General features: G+C 63.5%; 14 protein-coding genes. 4 read left to right on the forward strand and 10 right to left on the reverse strand.

The features are described from left to right. Nucleotides 1-52: 52 nt before the first annotated feature. Nucleotides 53-706 carry a hypothetical protein gene (locus GYA95_RS26755; protein ID WP_043935938.1) on the forward strand — a complete coding sequence of 218 codons (654 nt, stop codon included), beginning with the start codon at nt 53-55 and terminating at the stop codon, nt 704-706. A gap of 7 nt (nt 707-713) precedes the next feature. On the opposite strand, the gene GYA95_RS26760 is transcribed toward GYA95_RS26755, so the two are convergent. The 9 genes from GYA95_RS26760 to GYA95_RS26800 all read right to left on the reverse strand — a co-directional run bounded on the left by GYA95_RS26760 (nt 714) and on the right by GYA95_RS26800 (nt 12,082). Beyond that, nucleotides 714-1,310, reverse strand: coding sequence for a MarC family protein (locus tag GYA95_RS26760; RefSeq protein WP_013974374.1), 597 nt, complete (start codon nt 1,308-1,310; stop codon nt 714-716). Between the two features lie 174 nt (nt 1,311-1,484). Next, nucleotides 1,485-4,256: a hybrid sensor histidine kinase/response regulator gene (locus tag GYA95_RS26765; RefSeq protein WP_015271954.1), complete on the reverse strand. Its 2,772-nt coding sequence runs from the start codon at nt 4,254-4,256 to the stop codon at nt 1,485-1,487. 144 nt (nt 4,257-4,400) lie between these two features. Further along, the gene (gene purD / locus GYA95_RS26770) at nt 4,401-5,696 is read right to left on the reverse strand and encodes a phosphoribosylamine--glycine ligase (protein ID WP_015271953.1); all 1,296 of its coding nucleotides are present in this window, start codon (nt 5,694-5,696) and stop codon (nt 4,401-4,403) included. Nucleotides 5,697-5,878: 182 nt separating this feature from the next. Next, nucleotides 5,879-7,486: a bifunctional phosphoribosylaminoimidazolecarboxamide formyltransferase/IMP cyclohydrolase gene (gene purH, locus GYA95_RS26775; protein WP_015271952.1), complete on the reverse strand. Its 1,608-nt coding sequence runs from the start codon at nt 7,484-7,486 to the stop codon at nt 5,879-5,881. 81 nt (nt 7,487-7,567) lie between these two features. Then, nucleotides 7,568-7,888 (reverse strand): DNA-binding transcriptional regulator Fis, encoded by a 321-nt coding sequence (fis, locus tag GYA95_RS26780; RefSeq protein WP_012274390.1) that lies wholly within the window; start codon nt 7,886-7,888, stop codon nt 7,568-7,570. Next, entirely contained in the window at nt 7,885-8,898 is a 1,014-nt protein-coding gene (gene dusB / locus GYA95_RS26785; protein WP_161551526.1) for a tRNA dihydrouridine synthase DusB, read from the reverse strand. Before dusB ends, fis begins: the two co-directional genes overlap by 4 nt. A 253-nt stretch (nt 8,899-9,151) precedes the next feature. Next, a complete protein-coding gene (locus GYA95_RS26790) occupies nt 9,152-10,507 on the reverse strand; it encodes a DUF3426 domain-containing protein (protein WP_015271950.1) in 1,356 nt (451 codons plus the stop codon). Between the two features lie 42 nt (nt 10,508-10,549). Next, nucleotides 10,550-11,428, reverse strand: a complete 879-nt coding sequence (gene prmA / locus GYA95_RS26795) for a 50S ribosomal protein L11 methyltransferase (RefSeq protein WP_015271949.1) — start codon at nt 11,426-11,428, stop codon at nt 10,550-10,552. A gap of 198 nt (nt 11,429-11,626) precedes the next feature. Further along, nucleotides 11,627-12,082 (reverse strand): MaoC family dehydratase, encoded by a 456-nt coding sequence (locus GYA95_RS26800; RefSeq protein WP_015271948.1) that lies wholly within the window; start codon nt 12,080-12,082, stop codon nt 11,627-11,629. A 143-nt stretch (nt 12,083-12,225) separates the two neighbouring features. Here GYA95_RS26800 and GYA95_RS26805 point away from each other — a divergent pair, with 143 nt between their 5' ends. From GYA95_RS26805 to GYA95_RS26815, 3 genes are read left to right on the forward strand one after another with little or no spacing between them, the layout of a single operon-like run. Continuing rightward, complete coding sequence (locus tag GYA95_RS26805) at nt 12,226-12,588, forward strand: CidA/LrgA family protein (RefSeq protein WP_003257558.1); 363 nt, start codon at nt 12,226-12,228, stop codon at nt 12,586-12,588. After that, nucleotides 12,585-13,301: an LrgB family protein gene (locus tag GYA95_RS26810; protein ID WP_013974365.1), complete on the forward strand. Its 717-nt coding sequence runs from the start codon at nt 12,585-12,587 to the stop codon at nt 13,299-13,301. The genes GYA95_RS26805 and GYA95_RS26810 overlap by 4 nt, the downstream gene beginning before the upstream one ends. A gap of 9 nt (nt 13,302-13,310) precedes the next feature. Continuing rightward, nucleotides 13,311-13,901: an LON peptidase substrate-binding domain-containing protein gene (locus GYA95_RS26815; RefSeq protein WP_015271947.1), complete on the forward strand. Its 591-nt coding sequence runs from the start codon at nt 13,311-13,313 to the stop codon at nt 13,899-13,901. 111 nt (nt 13,902-14,012) lie between these two features. Here the strand turns inward: GYA95_RS26815 and GYA95_RS26820 are convergent, their stop codons facing one another. Further along, nucleotides 14,013-15,329, reverse strand: a complete 1,317-nt coding sequence (locus GYA95_RS26820) for a bifunctional DedA family/phosphatase PAP2 family protein (protein WP_015271946.1) — start codon at nt 15,327-15,329, stop codon at nt 14,013-14,015. Nucleotide 15,330: the final 1 nt, after the last annotated feature.

Below are 15,330 nucleotides of genomic sequence, written 5' to 3' on the forward strand. Positions count from 1 at the left end.
GCGGCGTTGTTGCAACGCCGCCTTGTTCGGCTCTTTGTGACGAGGCAATGCAATGGACAGAACAGCTGAACAACTGATGTTGATTGGCGGGACGGCATTACTGTATCGCGCGGACGCTGGCCAGATTCAACGCCAGGCTGCCTTCGACTCCATCCTTTACGCCCAGTTGGTGGCCAACAGGAATGCGGGGTCACGCTTTGACAACTATGAAGCCTGGTATGACGCCTATCGCGAGGCATACCGGCAACTGGGCTGGATCAAGCTGGCCAGTACGCATGACTTGAAACAGCTGGGGCAGCCCGCGCGCAGCGCGCAGATACAGCCACTCGAGGCGTGGCTGAAGATGCGCTCGATCCGTCATGAGGCTGTGCTGGCTGCAGTAAGAAGTGGCCTGGGCCGATCGATCGAAGGTTTTCGTCACCAGCTGAAGTTCAGCACGCAGGGTTCGCAACTGGTGATCGAGCTTGGCTTGCTCAAGCCGGGCCCGGTCCTCGATCTTTGCAGTATTACCTTCCAATTCGACGCACCGATCGCCGGCATACCCCAGGACATGCTGCTGGTCGAAAAGGCGCTGGAGGGTGAAGCCGGGTTCAATGGCGTTTCCTTGCAGCTGGATAACGGGCGTTTCCAACACCAGCGAGATGAGCTGGAGGCATTGATGAAAACCAAGGATGCACAAGGGGAGTATCGGTTCGACCTGCATTAGGCAATGGCTATGGCGCCAGGTAGCCTTTGATACCGGTAAAGATGATTTGCGCAGCCAGGGCGCAGACGAACAGCCCCATCAGCCGGCTGACGATCTGCAGTCCCTGGTCGCCTAGTATGCGCTCGATACGGTGCGACAAGTACAGCACCAGGCCGACGGTGAAGCTGGCCAGGGCGATGCTGATGATGGCCAACAGCTTGTCGTCCCAGTGCGGGTGGCCGACGCCCATTACCAGCAGTGCACCGATGGTGCCCGGGCCGACGGTGAGCGGGATGGTCAGCGGCACGATGGTGACATCCTGCTGGACGTTGTCGGCCTGTACCGCAGACTTGCCTTGGGCCATGCCCAGTGCCGAAATGAACAGCACACTGCCAGCGCCGATGCGGAAGGCGTCGGCGGTGATGCCGAAGATGCCGAAGATCGCCCGACCGAACAGGTACAGCAGGACACTGGCGATGAGTGCGGCGATGGCCACCTTCCATGCCAGCTGCTTGCGCTCCTTGCTGGAATGGCCGCGGGTCAGGCTGATGAAGCACGACAGCACGAAGAACGGGCTGTAGAGCACGAGCATTTTCAGGTAGACGCTGAACAACTCATGGAGCATGGGGAAGCCCCTGGCAGGAAAGGTGAGGGGAAGTGTATCAGTAGGATCGTGGTTGTCTTCACTGGCCTAATCGCCGGCAAGCCAGCTCCCACAGGTACTGTGCATATCTTGAGATCGGTGCGGTCGGTGTGGGAGCTGGCTTGCCGGCGATGAGGCCAGTACAGGCAGTACAGGTCAGGAACTATGCACCGGATCCACCTTGGCTTCCCGGTGGTTGGCCCAGTACTGGATCAGCTCTCGCAACTGCGACAGTTCCACCGGTTTGGCCATGTGCCCGTCCATGCCCGCCAGGCGGGCGCGTTCCTTGTGTTCGGCAAGTATGTGCGCGGTCAGCGCCACCACCGGGGTGCGCTGGCGCTGGTTGGCGGCTTCCCAGGCGCGCAGCTGCTGGGTGGCCGAGAAACCGTCGAGTATCGGCATTTCGCAGTCCATTAGCACCAGGTCATAGCGCTGCGCCTTCATCGCCTGCAAGGCCTCTTCACCATTGCTGGCGGTGTCGGGCTCGAGGTTGAGCTTGCCAAGCATGCCGCGGATCACCTTGGTCGAGATGCTGTTGTCCTCGGCGACCAGCACGCGGAAGTCGTCGGGCAGGTCCAGTGCCTGGGGGATGCCAGGCAAACTGGCCGGTACGGCTTGCTCGCGGCCGCGCTGGGCCAGCTCTTCGGCCAGGGTGGTTTTCAGTGTGTACCCGGCCACCGGCTTGGCGAGGATCCGCTTGACCCCTGCGTTGCGCGCAATGACCTTGCTCGGCGCGTTGCTGATACCGGTGAGCATCACCACCAGGATGTCGTGGTTCAGGCTCGGGTCTTCCTTGATCTTGGCGGCCAGCTGCATGCCGGTCATGCCCGGCATGTTCTGGTCCAGCAGCACGGCATCGAAGTAGTCGCGCAGGTGGGCCTTGGTGCGCAGCAGGGCCAGTGCTTCCTTGCCCGACGGGACCGCGCTGACGTTCATGCCCCAGGCGCTGCACTGCTGTACCAGCACCTTGCGGCAGGTGTCGTTGTCGTCCACCACCAGTACGCGAGCATCACGCAGCGGGCTGTCGAGGTCGGCCGGTGGCTGTTCCAGGCGCGAAGGGTCCAGCGGCAGGGTCAGCCACAGGGTATTGCCCATGCCGCTGCTGCTCTTGATGCCGAACTCGCCCTGCATCAGCCCGATCAGCTGCTTGGCGATGACCAGCCCCAGGTGGCCGCCCAGCTTGTTGCTGGACAGGAAGTGGTGGCTGTGCAACTCGGCCTGCAGCAAGGCTTCGCGGTCAGCGGCCGGCAACGGTTCGCCGCTGTCCTGCACGGCGATGCGCAGGCGCGGTACCTCGCCGCGCTGGTCCAGCGCCACTACCAGCAGGATCTCGCCCTGGTCGGTGTTTTTCAGGGCATTCTCCAGCAGGCTCGACAAGGCCTGGCGCAGGCGCGTCGGGTCGCCGCTGATCACCCGTGGTACCTGCGGTTGGGTGAAGCTGATCAGTTCGATGTTCTGCTGTTCGGCCTTGGCGCGGAAGATGTTCAGGCAATCTTCGATCAGCGCGTTGAGGTCGAACTGCACGTCATCGAGTTCGATCTGCCGGGATTCGAGCTTGGAAATGTCGAGAATCTCGTTGATCAGCGTCAGCAGTTCGTTGCCGGCGCTGTGAATGGTCTGCACGTAGTCGCGTTGCTTGACCGACAGCGGCGTGCCCAGAAGTAGCTCGGTCATTCCCAGCACACCGTTCATGGGGGTACGGATTTCGTGGCTGATCTTGGCCAGGAACTCGGCCTTGGCGTTGATTTCGGCATCGCTGGCGGCCAGTGCGCGGCTGGCGCTGAAGCGCTCCTCGCTAATGCGCCGCAGGCGTTCACTGACGGCCAGGTTGAGCAGCAGGCCGCTGGCCACGGTCAGGCCCAGCAGGATGCACAGCAGCCAGGGCGTCGAGGTACGGGTCAGGCCCAGCAGCGCTGGCAGCAGCACCAGGCCACCGAGGTTGAACACCACCATGGCCAGACTGAACAGACGTGCGGGCGCATAGCCCCTGTACCAGTGGTAACTGCTGACCAGCAGCATGCTCACGCTGCCCAGGGCCATCAGGGCGTAGGTCATCAGGTTGAGGGGCAGGGTGTCGACGAACAGCAGCACCAACCCGCTCACCCCGACCAGCAGCATCTCGCCCTGCAGCAGACGGTTTAGCCGTGGCGAGTTGCATGGCGAGAAGAAATGCTGGGTGAAACCCAGCCCCGCCAGGCCGGCCAGGACCAGCGTCAGGTATGCGGCGGGTGTTTGCGCGCTATGCCAAACGTGCCACCAGGGGCCACTGAGGTTCAGCAGGATCAGGCCGCTGAGCAGCATCAGGCCGTGGTACAGCGCCAGAATCAGGGTGGTGCTGGAGCGGCTGTAGAGGAAGCGGATCAGGTTGTGCATGATCAGCATCACCAGGCCGCCGAACAGCATGCCGAACAGCAGTGGCTGGCGTTGGTCGGAGGCTGCCACGGCCGCAGGCTCCAGGCTGATGGCCGGGCGCAGCTGGTGCTCGGAAACCAGGCGCAGGTAGATATCCAGGGGTTGCTTGCTGTTGGGCAGGGGTAGTACATGGTCGCTGCCACGCAGGGTCGGGCTGGCATTGCCGGCCTGGCGCCCGTGGTGCAGCTGACGCAGAAGCTTGTCGCCCTCGAGGGCGTAGAGGTCCAGGCCAGAAAGGTCTGGGGCGAAAACCCGCAGCAGTTTTTCCTGCTCGCCGGGCTCCAGGCGGTAGTGCAGCCACAGGGCCTGTTCCGCAGGAGCGGCATCCAGGTCGGCCAGTACCAGCGGGCTGAACTGGTTGCGGTAACGTTCGGAGCGCACGTCGCTCAGTTGCAGGTTGGCCTGTTCGTCGAGCATAACGGCCCAGCCTCCGTCATGTTCGGCCGCCGCCGGGAACATGCAGAGCAAGGTCAGCAAGCTGACGATCAGAGCTGAGGCAATCCGAAGCCGACGCACTACGAAATCCCTTCTTAGCCTAGGTGCCGGGTATTAACTATGCGCGGCGCGCCAAGTCGAAGGCAAGGCCCCTTTGGGCCCTGTCGACGAGCCGGATGCCGCAGGCGCAAGGTGCTGGAGCGCACTGCGGCAGCCCGGTACAACTTACTGCTGGTGCTCACCGCGTTCGCGGGCGATGGCCCGGTAGCCGATATCGGTGCGGTAGAAACTGCCGTTCCAGCTGATTTCCTTGGCCAGGCGGTAAGCCTGCTGCTGCGCGTCGGCAACGGTGCTGCCCATGGCGGTGGCACACAGCACGCGCCCGCCGTTGGTAGTCACCTTGCCATCCTTGAGTGCGGTACCGGCATGGAACACCTTGCCTTCGATCTTCGCAGCAGCGTCCAGACCATTGATCACGTCACCCTTGGCGTAGTCGCCCGGGTAGCCGCCGGCAGCCAGTACCACGCCCAGGCTCGGGCGCGGGTCCCACTGTGCTTCGACCTTGTCCAGCGCCTTGGCGAAGGCGGCCTCTACCAGTAGTACCAGGCTAGACTCCAGGCGCAGCATGACTGGTTGGGTCTCAGGGTCGCCGAAGCGGCAGTTGAACTCGATGACCTTGGGGTTGCCCGCCTTGTCGATCATCAGGCCGGCGTAGAGGAAACCGGTGTAGACGTTGCCTTCCTCGGCCATGCCGCGCACGGTCGGCCAGATCACCTGGTCCATCACGCGCTGGTGCACTTCGGCGGTGACCACCGGGGCAGGGGAGTAGGCACCCATGCCGCCGGTGTTCGGGCCGGTGTCCTGGTTGCCGACGCGCTTGTGGTCCTGGCTGGTGGCCATGGGCAGCACGTTCTGGCCGTCGACCATGACGATGAAGCTGGCTTCCTCGCCGTCGAGGAACTCCTCGATCACCACGCGGGAGCCCGCATCGCCGAAGGCGTTGCCGGCCAGCATGTCACGCACGGCGGCTTCGGCTTCTTCCAGGGTCATGGCGACGATCACGCCCTTGCCCGCGGCCAGGCCATCGGCCTTGATCACGATCGGCGCGCCTTTTTCCTGCAGGTAGGCCAGCGCCGGCTCGATTTCGGTGAAGTTCTGGTAGTCGGCGGTCGGGATCTTGTGTCGCGCCAGGAAGTCCTTGGTGAAAGCCTTGGAGCCTTCCAGCTGGGCCGCGCCCTTGGTCGGACCGAAGCAGTCCAGGCCGCGGCTGCGGAACAGGTCGACCACGCCGATGACCAGCGGTGCTTCCGGACCGACGATGGTCAGGTCGACGTTCTTCTCGGCGAAGTCAGCCAGTTGCTCCAGGGCGCACACGTCGATGGCGACGTTCTCGCACTTGGCTTCAATGGCGGTGCCGGCGTTGCCCGGGGCAACGAAGACTTTCTCGACGCGTGGGTCCTGGGCGACTTTCCAGGCCAGGGCGTGCTCACGGCCGCCGCTGCCGATGATCAAAACTTTCATGTCAAAACCTCGAATTTTGTCTGGCCGATCCCGCTTCCTGTAGGAGCGGCCTTGTGTCGCGAAAGGGGCGCGTAGCGGCCCCAGGTTTTCAGCTTCACAGCAGAAATTGCTGGGGCCGCTTTGCGGCCCTATCGCGACACAAGGCCGCTCCTACAAGGGCCGGCGATCGGCCCTGCATCTGTTTAGTGGCGGAAGTGGCGCATACCGGTGAAGACCATGGCGATGCCGGCTTCGTCAGCGGCAGCAATCACCTCGGCATCACGCATCGAACCACCCGGCTGGATCACGGCGCTGATACCCACTTTAGCCGCATTGTCGATGCCATCACGGAACGGGAAGAACGCATCCGACGCCATGACTGCACCCTGCACCTGCAGGCCGGCATGCTCGGCCTTGATTGCAGCAATGCGCGCGGAGTTGACGCGGCTCATCTGGCCGGCGCCGACGCCGATGGTCTGGCGCTGCTTGGCGTAGACAATGGCGTTGGACTTGACGAACTTGGCCACTTTCCAGGCGAACACCAGGTCGTTGATCTCTTGCTCGGTTGGCGCACGCTTGGTGACGATCTTCAGGTCATCGGCAGTGATCATGCCGATATCGCGGCTCTGCACCAGCAGGCCACCGTTGACGCGCTTGAAGTCCCAACCGGCAGCGCGCTCGGCAGGCCACTCGCCGCACTCCAGCAGGCGTACGTTCTGCTTGGCGGCAACCACTTCGCGGGCAGCCTGGGAAATTTTCGGGGCGATGATCACTTCGACGAACTGGCGGTCGACGATGGCCTTGGCGGTTTCGCCGTCCAGTTCGCGGTTGAAGGCGATGATGCCGCCGAACGCCGACTCGGTGTCGGTTGCGTAGGCCAGGTCGTAGGCCTTGCGGATGCCGCCTTCGTCTTCAGGTACCACGGCCACGCCGCACGGGTTGGCGTGCTTGACGATGACGCAGGCCGGCTTGACGAAGCTCTTCACGCACTCCAGCGCAGCATCGGTGTCGGCCACGTTGTTGAACGACAGTTCCTTGCCCTGCAGCTGGATGGCGGTGGAAACGCTGGCTTCGCCTTTCTTCGCTTCTACGTAGAACGCCGCGCTCTGGTGCGGGTTTTCGCCGTAACGCATTTCCTGGGCCTTGACGAACTGGCTGTTGAAGGTGCGCGGGAACTCGCTGCGGCCTTCAGTGCTCAGGGTTTCTTTGGCCTGGTCGATGGTGCCCATGTAGTTGGCGATCATGCCGTCGTAGGCAGCAGTGTGCTCGAACGCCTTGAGCATCAGGTCGAAGCGCTGGGCGTAGGTCAGGCCACCGGCCTTGAGGCCTTCGATGATGCCGGCGTAGTCGCTGGCGTTGACCACGATGGCCACGTCCTTGTGGTTCTTGGCAGCCGAGCGGACCATGGTCGGGCCGCCGATATCGATGTTCTCGATGGCGGTCGGCAGGTCACAGCCAGGCTTGGAGATGGTGGCTTCGAACGGGTACAGGTTGACTGCTACCAGGTCGATCGGCTTGATGCCGTGCTCATTCATGATGGCGTCGTCGGTGCCGCGACGGCCGAGGATGCCACCGTGGATTTTCGGGTGCAGGGTCTTGACCCGGCCATCCATCATTTCGGCGAAGCCGGTGTAGTCGGCCACTTCCACCGCGTTGACGCCGTTGTCCTTGAGCAGCTTGTAGGTGCCGCCGGTGGACAGGATCTCGACACCGAGCTGCTGCAGCTCACGGGCAAATTCGAGGATACCGGTCTTGTCGGAGACGCTGATCAGGGCGCGGCGGACTGGCAGGCGGGTAGTCTGGTCGGTCATTTCGGGTTCCAATAACGCGGTGGAGTCAGCAAAAAAGGCGCCTCTGTTCAGGGAGCCGCCTTTTCTGGTTGGGATTCTGGCTTACAACAAGTCGTACTGCTTGAGCTTCTTGCGCAGGGTGCCTCGGTTCAGCCCGAGCATCTCGCTGGCCTTGGTCTGGTTGCCCTTCACGTAGTTCATCACGCTTTCGAGCAGGGGCGCCTCGACTTCGGAGAGCACCAGGTTGTACACGTCCGTCACGGTCGCGCCTTCCAGGTGGGCGAAGTAGTTGTGCAGCGCCTTCTCGACGCTGTCGCGAAGGGTCTGGCCCTCCTCGCTCGGCGTGTTGAGGTGCTGTTTCAGGTTGGCGTTGTCGCTCACGGGCGTTGTTCCACTCACAAATGTCTCGGTCATCATCGTCATGCGGCCACCCCTTGTCCGTCCTCTGCCTCAAGGCTCTGTCGACGTTCGCTGAAAAACGCGCGAACGTTGGCGCACTGCGCTTGTGTGTCTTCCAAAGCGTTGAACCGGGAGCGAAACTCCTTGCCGCCGGGTCGTGTTGCCAGGTACCAGCCAACGTGCTTGCGGGCGATACGTACGCCCATCACATCGCCATAGAAGGCATGCAGCGCGGCCAGGTGCTCCAGCAGGATGCGTTCCACTTCCTCCAGCTGCGGCGCTGGCAGGTGTTCGCCAGTGCGCAGGTAATGCTCGATCTCGCGAAAGATCCATGGCCGCCCTTGGGCGGCCCGGCCGATCAACAGGCCATCGACCCCGGTGGCGTCCAGCACCGCCCGGGCCTTTTCTGGCGAGGTGATATCGCCGTTGGCAAAAACCGGGATCGACACCGCCTGCTTGATGGCAGCGATGGTGTCGTATTCGGCTTCGCCGGTGTACAGGTCGGCGCGTGTGCGGCCATGCACCGCCAGCGCCTGGATGCCGGCCTGCTCGGCAATCTTCGCCACGTTCAGGCCGTTCTTGTTCGCCCGGTCCCAGCCGGTGCGGATCTTCAGGGTCACCGGGACGTCCACGGCGCCGACCACGGCGTGGAGAATCTCGCTGACCAAGGCTTCATCTCTCAATAAAGCAGAGCCTGCGGCTTTGTTGCAGACTTTTTTTGCCGGGCAGCCCATGTTGATATCAATGATCTGGGCGCCTGCTTCGACGTTGGCCTTTGCCGCCGCTGCCATCATCTGCGCATCACCACCGGCGATCTGTACCGAGCGTGGCTCGGGATCACCCTCATGGATGCGGCGCAGGCTCGACTTGCGGCTGTTCCAAAGGCTCATGTCACTGGAGACCATTTCCGACACCACCATGCCGGCGCCCAGGCGCTGGCAAAGTGTACGGAAAGGCTGGTCCGTGACCCCGGCCATGGGCGCGAGGATCAGGTTGTTGCGTAGTGTGTATGGGCCGATGCGTACCGCCGACATAGGTGATCCCTGTTGTGGGGCCGAATCTTGGAGTTCGAAAAAGGGTTGGCATGATACCCGCTCTCGGTGACCGGATAAAGATGGATTTGGATAAAATCTGAACAGTTGTCGGCTTATGACTTTTGGTATGGGTGAGGTCCAGGACCTTGCGCGGCCCCTGTGGGAGCGGGCCTGCCCGCGAAGCAGGCGGCGCAATGGATGGCACGGGCTTCGCCCGTGTTCGCGGGCACGCCCGCTCCCACAGGGCTGCTGGTTATTCCGGCGAACGGAAGCTCAGGCTGTAATTAACGGCCTTCGGCCCTGGGTCGAGGATGTCCAGGGCGATATGGATCGGGGTCTGGCTTGGCATTTCGCCGCGCCCGGCCAGTTCGCCGGACAGGTATTCGCTGGGCTTGAAGCGACGGCTGGCGATCAGCTGGCCATTGAGGTCGGCGAAGCGCAGCTCCAGCAGCGGGAACGGCTGGGCGAACGGCGCGCGGTTGTAGATGATCGCATCGACGATCAGAGCGCCCTTGAAGTCCGGGTGGCTACGAACCACCAGGTTGCTGCTCTTGATTCGGGCGATATCGACGCGGGTCGGCACCTCGCAGCCGACCAACGGGCAGATTTGCTGGAAGATCGGCCGGTATTGGTCCTGGCGGGCCATTTCGTCGAAATGGAACCAGACGTACTGGAACGCAAGCAAGCCAGCGGCCAGCAGTGTCAGGAAGCCCCACAACAAGCGCTTGCCCCAGTTGGGTGCGGGCTGTTCCCAGCCTAGTTGCAGGGGGGCGTCGACCACATCTACCAGCGGCTCCTTGCGCGCCGGGCGCTCGGCTTTGCCGGCTAGGCCTGGTTCAAGACGTTCGCCGGGCAGCGGCTCGACAGGTTCGTCGTCGCGCGCTGACAGGTGCAGCTCCAGTGGCTCGTCGTCGCGGGCGCTCAGGCCCCGTACAGGGGCCTCATCATCGGCGGCCCGCAGCGGTTCGTTGAATTCGGGGTGGTCATCGATTGCGGCGGTACGGTGTACCGGTGGTTCGTCGTCGATGTCCAGGTCAAGATTGCCACCTAACGTCGGCTCGGTACGCGCGCCTGGGGCGGGTTCCAAGTCCAGCTCCAGGGGCTCCGGCTCCCGCAGCACGGGCGTGGGTTCTACTGCCTGTTGCGGCTCGAACGGCTCATCGGTTGCCGTACCGAACAGGTCGTCGGCATGTTCGTCCGGGTGCAGTTCGTCACGCCTCGCCTGCAGGCCGTCGTCCTGGCTTGCCGGGCGAGCCGAGGCCGGTTGGCCGCGGCGCTCCAGGCGCTCCAGTTCCATGTCGAGGTCGAGCGCTTCCAGCGCCTGGGTGGTGAGCGCCCAGTCCTCGTCCGAGGGGGCGCTGGGCTCGCTGGCGACTGGCTGGGGTGCGATCGCCGGTTCGACCAGCGGTTCGGCAGGTGCAGCTGGCATCGGCACCGCAGGTGCGCTGGCTCCGCTGGCGCGGTTCTGCTCCAGCAGCTGCCTGGCGGCGTTGAACACCTGCAGGCAGTGGCCGCAGCGCACTACACCGCGGGCCACGCTCAACTGGTGGTGGGTGACGCGAAAGCTGGTCTGGCAATGCGGGCACTGGGTGACGAAACTGTCGGTCATGCGGCAATCCGGGAGCTGTGCAGAAAAGTATTCTAGGCCCGCTTAACGGCGGCGACCACTGATGCGCACCCAGCCATCGCGAACGACGATCGGGTCCAGTTCGAAGTCGGCGGCATAGGCTGCGGCCACTTCCTCACCTTGCTCGGCGAGGATGCCCGACAGCGCCAGCAGGCCACCTGGGCGGACCAGGCCGGACAGTTGCGGTGCCAGCGACACCAGCGGGCCGGCGAGGATGTTGGCGACCAGCACATCGGCCTGCATGGCCGGCATGTTCTCTGGCAGGTACAGCGCCAGCTTCTCGTCGGCGATGCCGTTGCGCTGGGCGTTGTCGCGCGAAGCCTCGATGGCCTGTACGTCGATGTCGGTACCGACCGCCTCACGGGCGCCCAGCAGCAACGCGGCGATGGCCAGAATGCCGGAGCCGCAGCCGAAGTCCAGCACCTGGGTGCCTTCGAGCTGCTGGCCGTCGAGCCATTCCAGGCACAGTGCGGTGGTGGGGTGGGTACCGGTGCCGAACGCCAGGCCGGGGTCGAGCAGCAGGTTCACCGCGTCCTGTTCCGGGGCCTCGTGCCAGCTTGGCACGATCCACAGGCGGCGGCCGAAGCGCATCGGCTGGAAGTTGTCCATCCAGCTGCGTTCCCAGTCCTGGTCCTCGATCACCTCGGCCTGGTGCTCGGGCAGTTCGGCAGCGGTCAGCAGGCGCAGGTGGGCGAATACCTGCTCAGGATCGGCATCGGCCTCGAACAGGGCCAGCAGGTGGGTGTGCGACCACAGCGGAGTGGTGTTGAGGTCTGGCTCGAAGATCGGTTGATCCTCGGCATCCATGAACGTGACCGAGACGGCACCCACTTCGAGCAGGGCATCTTCGTAGGTTTCGGCTTGTTCCGGGCTGATGGCCAGGCGTACTTGCAGCCAGGGCATGGCGGGCACCTTTGGTAAATCGACAGGGGCAGCCCTAGGCTGCGCGAAGGCTGGCAGTTTACGCGAGTGCGGGGGATTTGTGGATCTGGGCTGCTGTGCAGCCCGTTCGCAGCACAAGGCTGCTCCTACAAGAGATCACATACCCCTGTAGGAGCAGCCTTGTGCTGCGAATAGGGCGCGAAGCGCCCCCGGAATGCGTCAGACAAAACAGAGGGAAAGCGACTCAGCTATATAAGCAGGCTTCTCTTCTCCCTCGATCTCCAGCGTGGCAATCGCCTTTAGCAGCCATTGCCCTGGTCTCTTTTCCGTCACTTCGGCCAGGTCCACCTTCAGCCGTACCTGGCTGTCGACCTTGACCGGCTGGATGAACCGCACGCTGTCCAGCCCATAGTTCACCACCATCTTCAGCCCTTCCGGCAGAATCAGGATGTCCTCGATCAGCTTGGGAATCAGCGACAATGTCAGGAAACCGTGGGCGATGGTGCTGCCGAACGGGGTTTTTGCCGCCTTTTCCGGGTCAACATGGATGAACTGGAAATCGCCCGTGGCTTCGGCGAACAGGTTGATGCGTTGCTGGTCGATCTTCAGCCAGGCCGAGCGGCCCAGTTCCTTACCAACGTACTGCGAAAGCTCTGTAACCGGTACATGGGGCATCGCGAACTCTCCGGGTTGTCAGTTGGTACGAAAGTGCAAGATCAGCACGGCGAACCGTTTCAGTCAAGTTGCACGTTTTTCGACGAATATCGGTATATGACGGCACATGCTTATAATGGCGGCCATGCCCGAGGGAGATGCTTATGCTGTTGCGTGGTTTGACCTGGCTGGTGCTGTTCCAGCTGCTGGGGACGGCAATCAACCATCTGTTGGTGCCGTTTCTGCCGGGGCCGATCATCGGCCTGTTGCTGCTTTTGTTCTTCCTCATGGCCCGTGGTGAGGTGGGCAAGCCGCTGAACGAGGCCGCCAGCAGCCTTCTGCGTTACCTGCCGCTGTTGCTGGTGCCGCCAGCGGTGGGGGTGATGGTGTATGCCAGGGATATCGCCGCCGACTTCTGGGCCATTGCCGGTGCCTTGCTGATCTCCTGCCTGGTGACCCTGGTTTTCGTCGGCGTGTTGATGCAAAAGCTCATCCACCGTCAGGGCCGGAGCGAGGAGCAGCCATGATGCTCGACTGGCAAGGCGCACTGGATGCGGTCGTTCATCATCCCTTGTTCGGTATCGGCATCACGCTTGGGGCCTACCAGGTGGTGCTGGCGGCCTACGAGAAGACCCGCTGGATCTTCCTGCAGCCGGTACTGGTCTCGATGCTGCTGGTGATCGGCGTGTTGCTGGTGTGTGGCATCGACTACAGCGAATATCGCAAGAGCACCGAAATCATGAACATCCTGCTGGGGCCTGCCACCGTAGCCCTGGCTGTGCCGCTCTACCTCAACCTGCGGCGTATCCGACAGCTGTTCTGGCCCACATTTACTACGCTGGTAGTCGGAGGCCTGTTCGCCACGCTGTGCTGCCTGTTGCTGGGCTGGTGGTTCGGTGCCGAGCACATGATCCTGATGACCATGGCGCCGAAGTCGGTCACTTCGCCGATCGCCATGCTGGTGGCTGAGCAGATTGGCGGCGTGGCTGCCCTGGCGGCGGTGTTCGTGCTGATTACCGGGGTTATCGGGGCAATCTTCGGTCCGGCGCTGCTGAGCCGTTTTGGCGTGCATAGCCCCGAGGCCCGTGGCATGTCTTTGGGCGTGACCGCGCATGCAGTGGGCACTTCGGTGGCCCTGCAGGAAAGTGACGAATGCGGCGCCTTTGCCGCGCTGGCGATGAGCCTGATGGGGGTGGCCACGGCGGTGTTCCTGCCGCTGGCGGTCAGCCTGGTGGCTTGAGGACTTGTGATGACGCTACCGCTGTTTCCTCTCAATACCGTGCTGTTTCCTGGTTGTTTCCTCGATTTGCAGATATTCGAGGCACGCTATCTGGACATGATCGGGCGCTGCATGAAGCGGGGCGAAGGTTTTGGTGTGGTGTGCATCCTCGAAGGCGAGCAGGTCGGCAAGGCGCCGCCGGTGGTCGCCTCGATCGGCTGCGAGGCGGTGATCCGTGACTTCGTGCAGCAGGATAACGGCTTGCTGGGTATCCGCGTCGAAGGCGTGCGGCGCTTCAACCTGGAAAGCACCGAGGTGCAGAAGGACCAGTTGCTGGTGGGGCAGGTGCAATGGCTGCCGGAGCAGGCGGACAGCCCGTTGCTGGAGGCGGACGAAGACCTGCTGGCGTTGCTGGTGGCCCTGGGTGAACACCCGATGGTCGAAGCCCTGGACATGCCGCGGCCTGTGGACGGGCGCCAGACGTTGGCCAACCAGTTGGCGTACCTGCTGCCGTTCATGGAAGAGGACAAGCTGGATTTGCTGAGCCTCGACTCGCCGCAGGAGCGGTTGGGGGAGATCCAGAAGCTGCTGGAGCGGATTCAGGGTGAATTGTTTGCCTGATACTGCTGTGTTGCCAGTGCCGGCCTCTTCGCAGCACAAGGCTGCTCCTACAGGCTGACGAGAGCCCCGTAGGAGCAGCCTTGTGCTGCGAAGAGGCCGGTAAACGCGACATCAATATTGATACCGCAGCAAAGCCTGCGGCAGCGCATGCATGGCAAAGAACGCCAGCAACGCGACACACGCCGGCAACACCAGCCACCAAACCCGCAGCGGCAAGGCCGGGAGCGTCTGGTGACGCTGCGCCAGTGCCAGGCTGAGCGCGCACACGCAGCACGCCAGCAATGCCCCGGCGAGGATGTCGGTCGGCCAGTGCGCCCCGAGGTACACCCGTGACAGGGCAATCGCCAGCGCCGGAATGCAGCCCAGCATCACCCAGGTGAGGCGCATCCGCGGCGGCTGACCGCGACCGGCCAGCACTGCCATTACCAGGAAGAACGCAAACGACGCCGAACTGTGCCCACTGGGCATGCTGTAGCTGGTCAGCGGGTCGCTCAGCACTTCCGGGCGGGCCCGGGCGAACAGCCACTTCAGCGTGCCGTTGGCAAACGCCGTACCCATCAGTGCGCCCGCAGCGAACATGGCATGCCGCCACTGCCGGGCAAGCAGCAGCAGGCCCGTCAGCAGCCCGCCGAGGAATAACTGGGTGCGGAAATCGCCCAGCCGGGTCACCAGCACCACGGCGCCATCGATGGCCTGGCTGCGGTGCTCCTGCACCAGTGTCATCACGCCCTGGTCGAACTCGTGCAGGTAGGGCCAGCCGAGGAAGACCCCGGTCAAGGCCAGGAAACTCATGCCTGCGATCAGCCGGGTGCCGTGGCGTTGATCACGAATGCTGGTGTTCAGGCTCAGCCCGATGATGACTGCCAGGGTGCCGGCGATGATCCCGGCATCCAGCCAGAAGCCTTCCGGCAAGGGCAGGCGCATGGCTGCGCCGGTAGCCCAGCCGGGCAGCAGGTAGGCCACTGCCCAGCCGGCACCGGCCACCAGGCTGACGGCGATGAAGCGCGGCAGCGGCATGTCGAACATGCCGGCGACCATTGGCAGCATAGGCCGCAGCGGCCCGATGAAGCGCCCTACCAGCAGGCTGGCGATGCCGTAGCGCTGGAAGTAGGCCTCGGCGCTGCCGATCCATTCCGGATGGTGGCGCAGCAGGGGCAGCCTGCGAATGTTCTGGTGGAAGTACTTGCCCACCGTGTACGACAACGCATCGCCCACCAGGCCACCGAGAAAGCCCAGCAGCAGCGTTTCGCCCAGGCTGAAGGCGCCGCTGCCGGCCAGTACCGCGACCGCGAACAGCAGCACGGTGCCTGGCACGATGATGCCGGCAATGGCCAGGCACTCGATGCAGGCCACCAGGAATATCGCCAGGCCAAGCCACTGCGGGTTGGCGCTGAGCCAGCCAGTCAGGCTGTCGAGCCATTGGCCCATG

This window comes from Pseudomonas asiatica, assembly GCF_009932335.1.
Taxonomy (GTDB): Bacteria; Pseudomonadota; Gammaproteobacteria; order Pseudomonadales; family Pseudomonadaceae; genus Aquipseudomonas; species Aquipseudomonas asiatica.

Excerpts from the sequence above, each read along its gene's own strand:
- GYA95_RS26755 (WP_043935938.1), top strand. The coding sequence starts at position 53 with ATGGACAGAACAGCTGAACAACTGATGTTGATTGGCGGGACGGCATTA.
- GYA95_RS26760 (WP_013974374.1), bottom strand. The coding sequence starts at position 1,310 with ATGCTCCATGAGTTGTTCAGCGTCTACCTGAAAATGCTCGTGCTCTAC.
- purD (WP_015271953.1), bottom strand. The coding sequence starts at position 5,696 with ATGAAAGTTTTGATCATCGGCAGCGGCGGCCGTGAGCACGCCCTGGCC.
- purH (WP_015271952.1), bottom strand. The coding sequence starts at position 7,486 with ATGACCGACCAGACTACCCGCCTGCCAGTCCGCCGCGCCCTGATCAGC.
- fis (WP_012274390.1), bottom strand. The coding sequence starts at position 7,888 with ATGACGATGATGACCGAGACATTTGTGAGTGGAACAACGCCCGTGAGC.
- dusB (WP_161551526.1), bottom strand. The coding sequence starts at position 8,898 with ATGTCGGCGGTACGCATCGGCCCATACACACTACGCAACAACCTGATC.
- GYA95_RS26790 (WP_015271950.1), bottom strand. The coding sequence starts at position 10,507 with ATGACCGACAGTTTCGTCACCCAGTGCCCGCATTGCCAGACCAGCTTT.
- prmA (WP_015271949.1), bottom strand. The coding sequence starts at position 11,428 with ATGCCCTGGCTGCAAGTACGCCTGGCCATCAGCCCGGAACAAGCCGAA.
- GYA95_RS26800 (WP_015271948.1), bottom strand. The coding sequence starts at position 12,082 with ATGCCCCATGTACCGGTTACAGAGCTTTCGCAGTACGTTGGTAAGGAA.
- GYA95_RS26805 (WP_003257558.1), top strand. The coding sequence starts at position 12,226 with ATGCTGTTGCGTGGTTTGACCTGGCTGGTGCTGTTCCAGCTGCTGGGG.
- GYA95_RS26810 (WP_013974365.1), top strand. The coding sequence starts at position 12,585 with ATGATGCTCGACTGGCAAGGCGCACTGGATGCGGTCGTTCATCATCCC.
- GYA95_RS26815 (WP_015271947.1), top strand. The coding sequence starts at position 13,311 with ATGACGCTACCGCTGTTTCCTCTCAATACCGTGCTGTTTCCTGGTTGT.
- GYA95_RS26820 (WP_015271946.1), bottom strand. The coding sequence starts at position 15,329 with ATGGGCCAATGGCTCGACAGCCTGACTGGCTGGCTCAGCGCCAACCCG.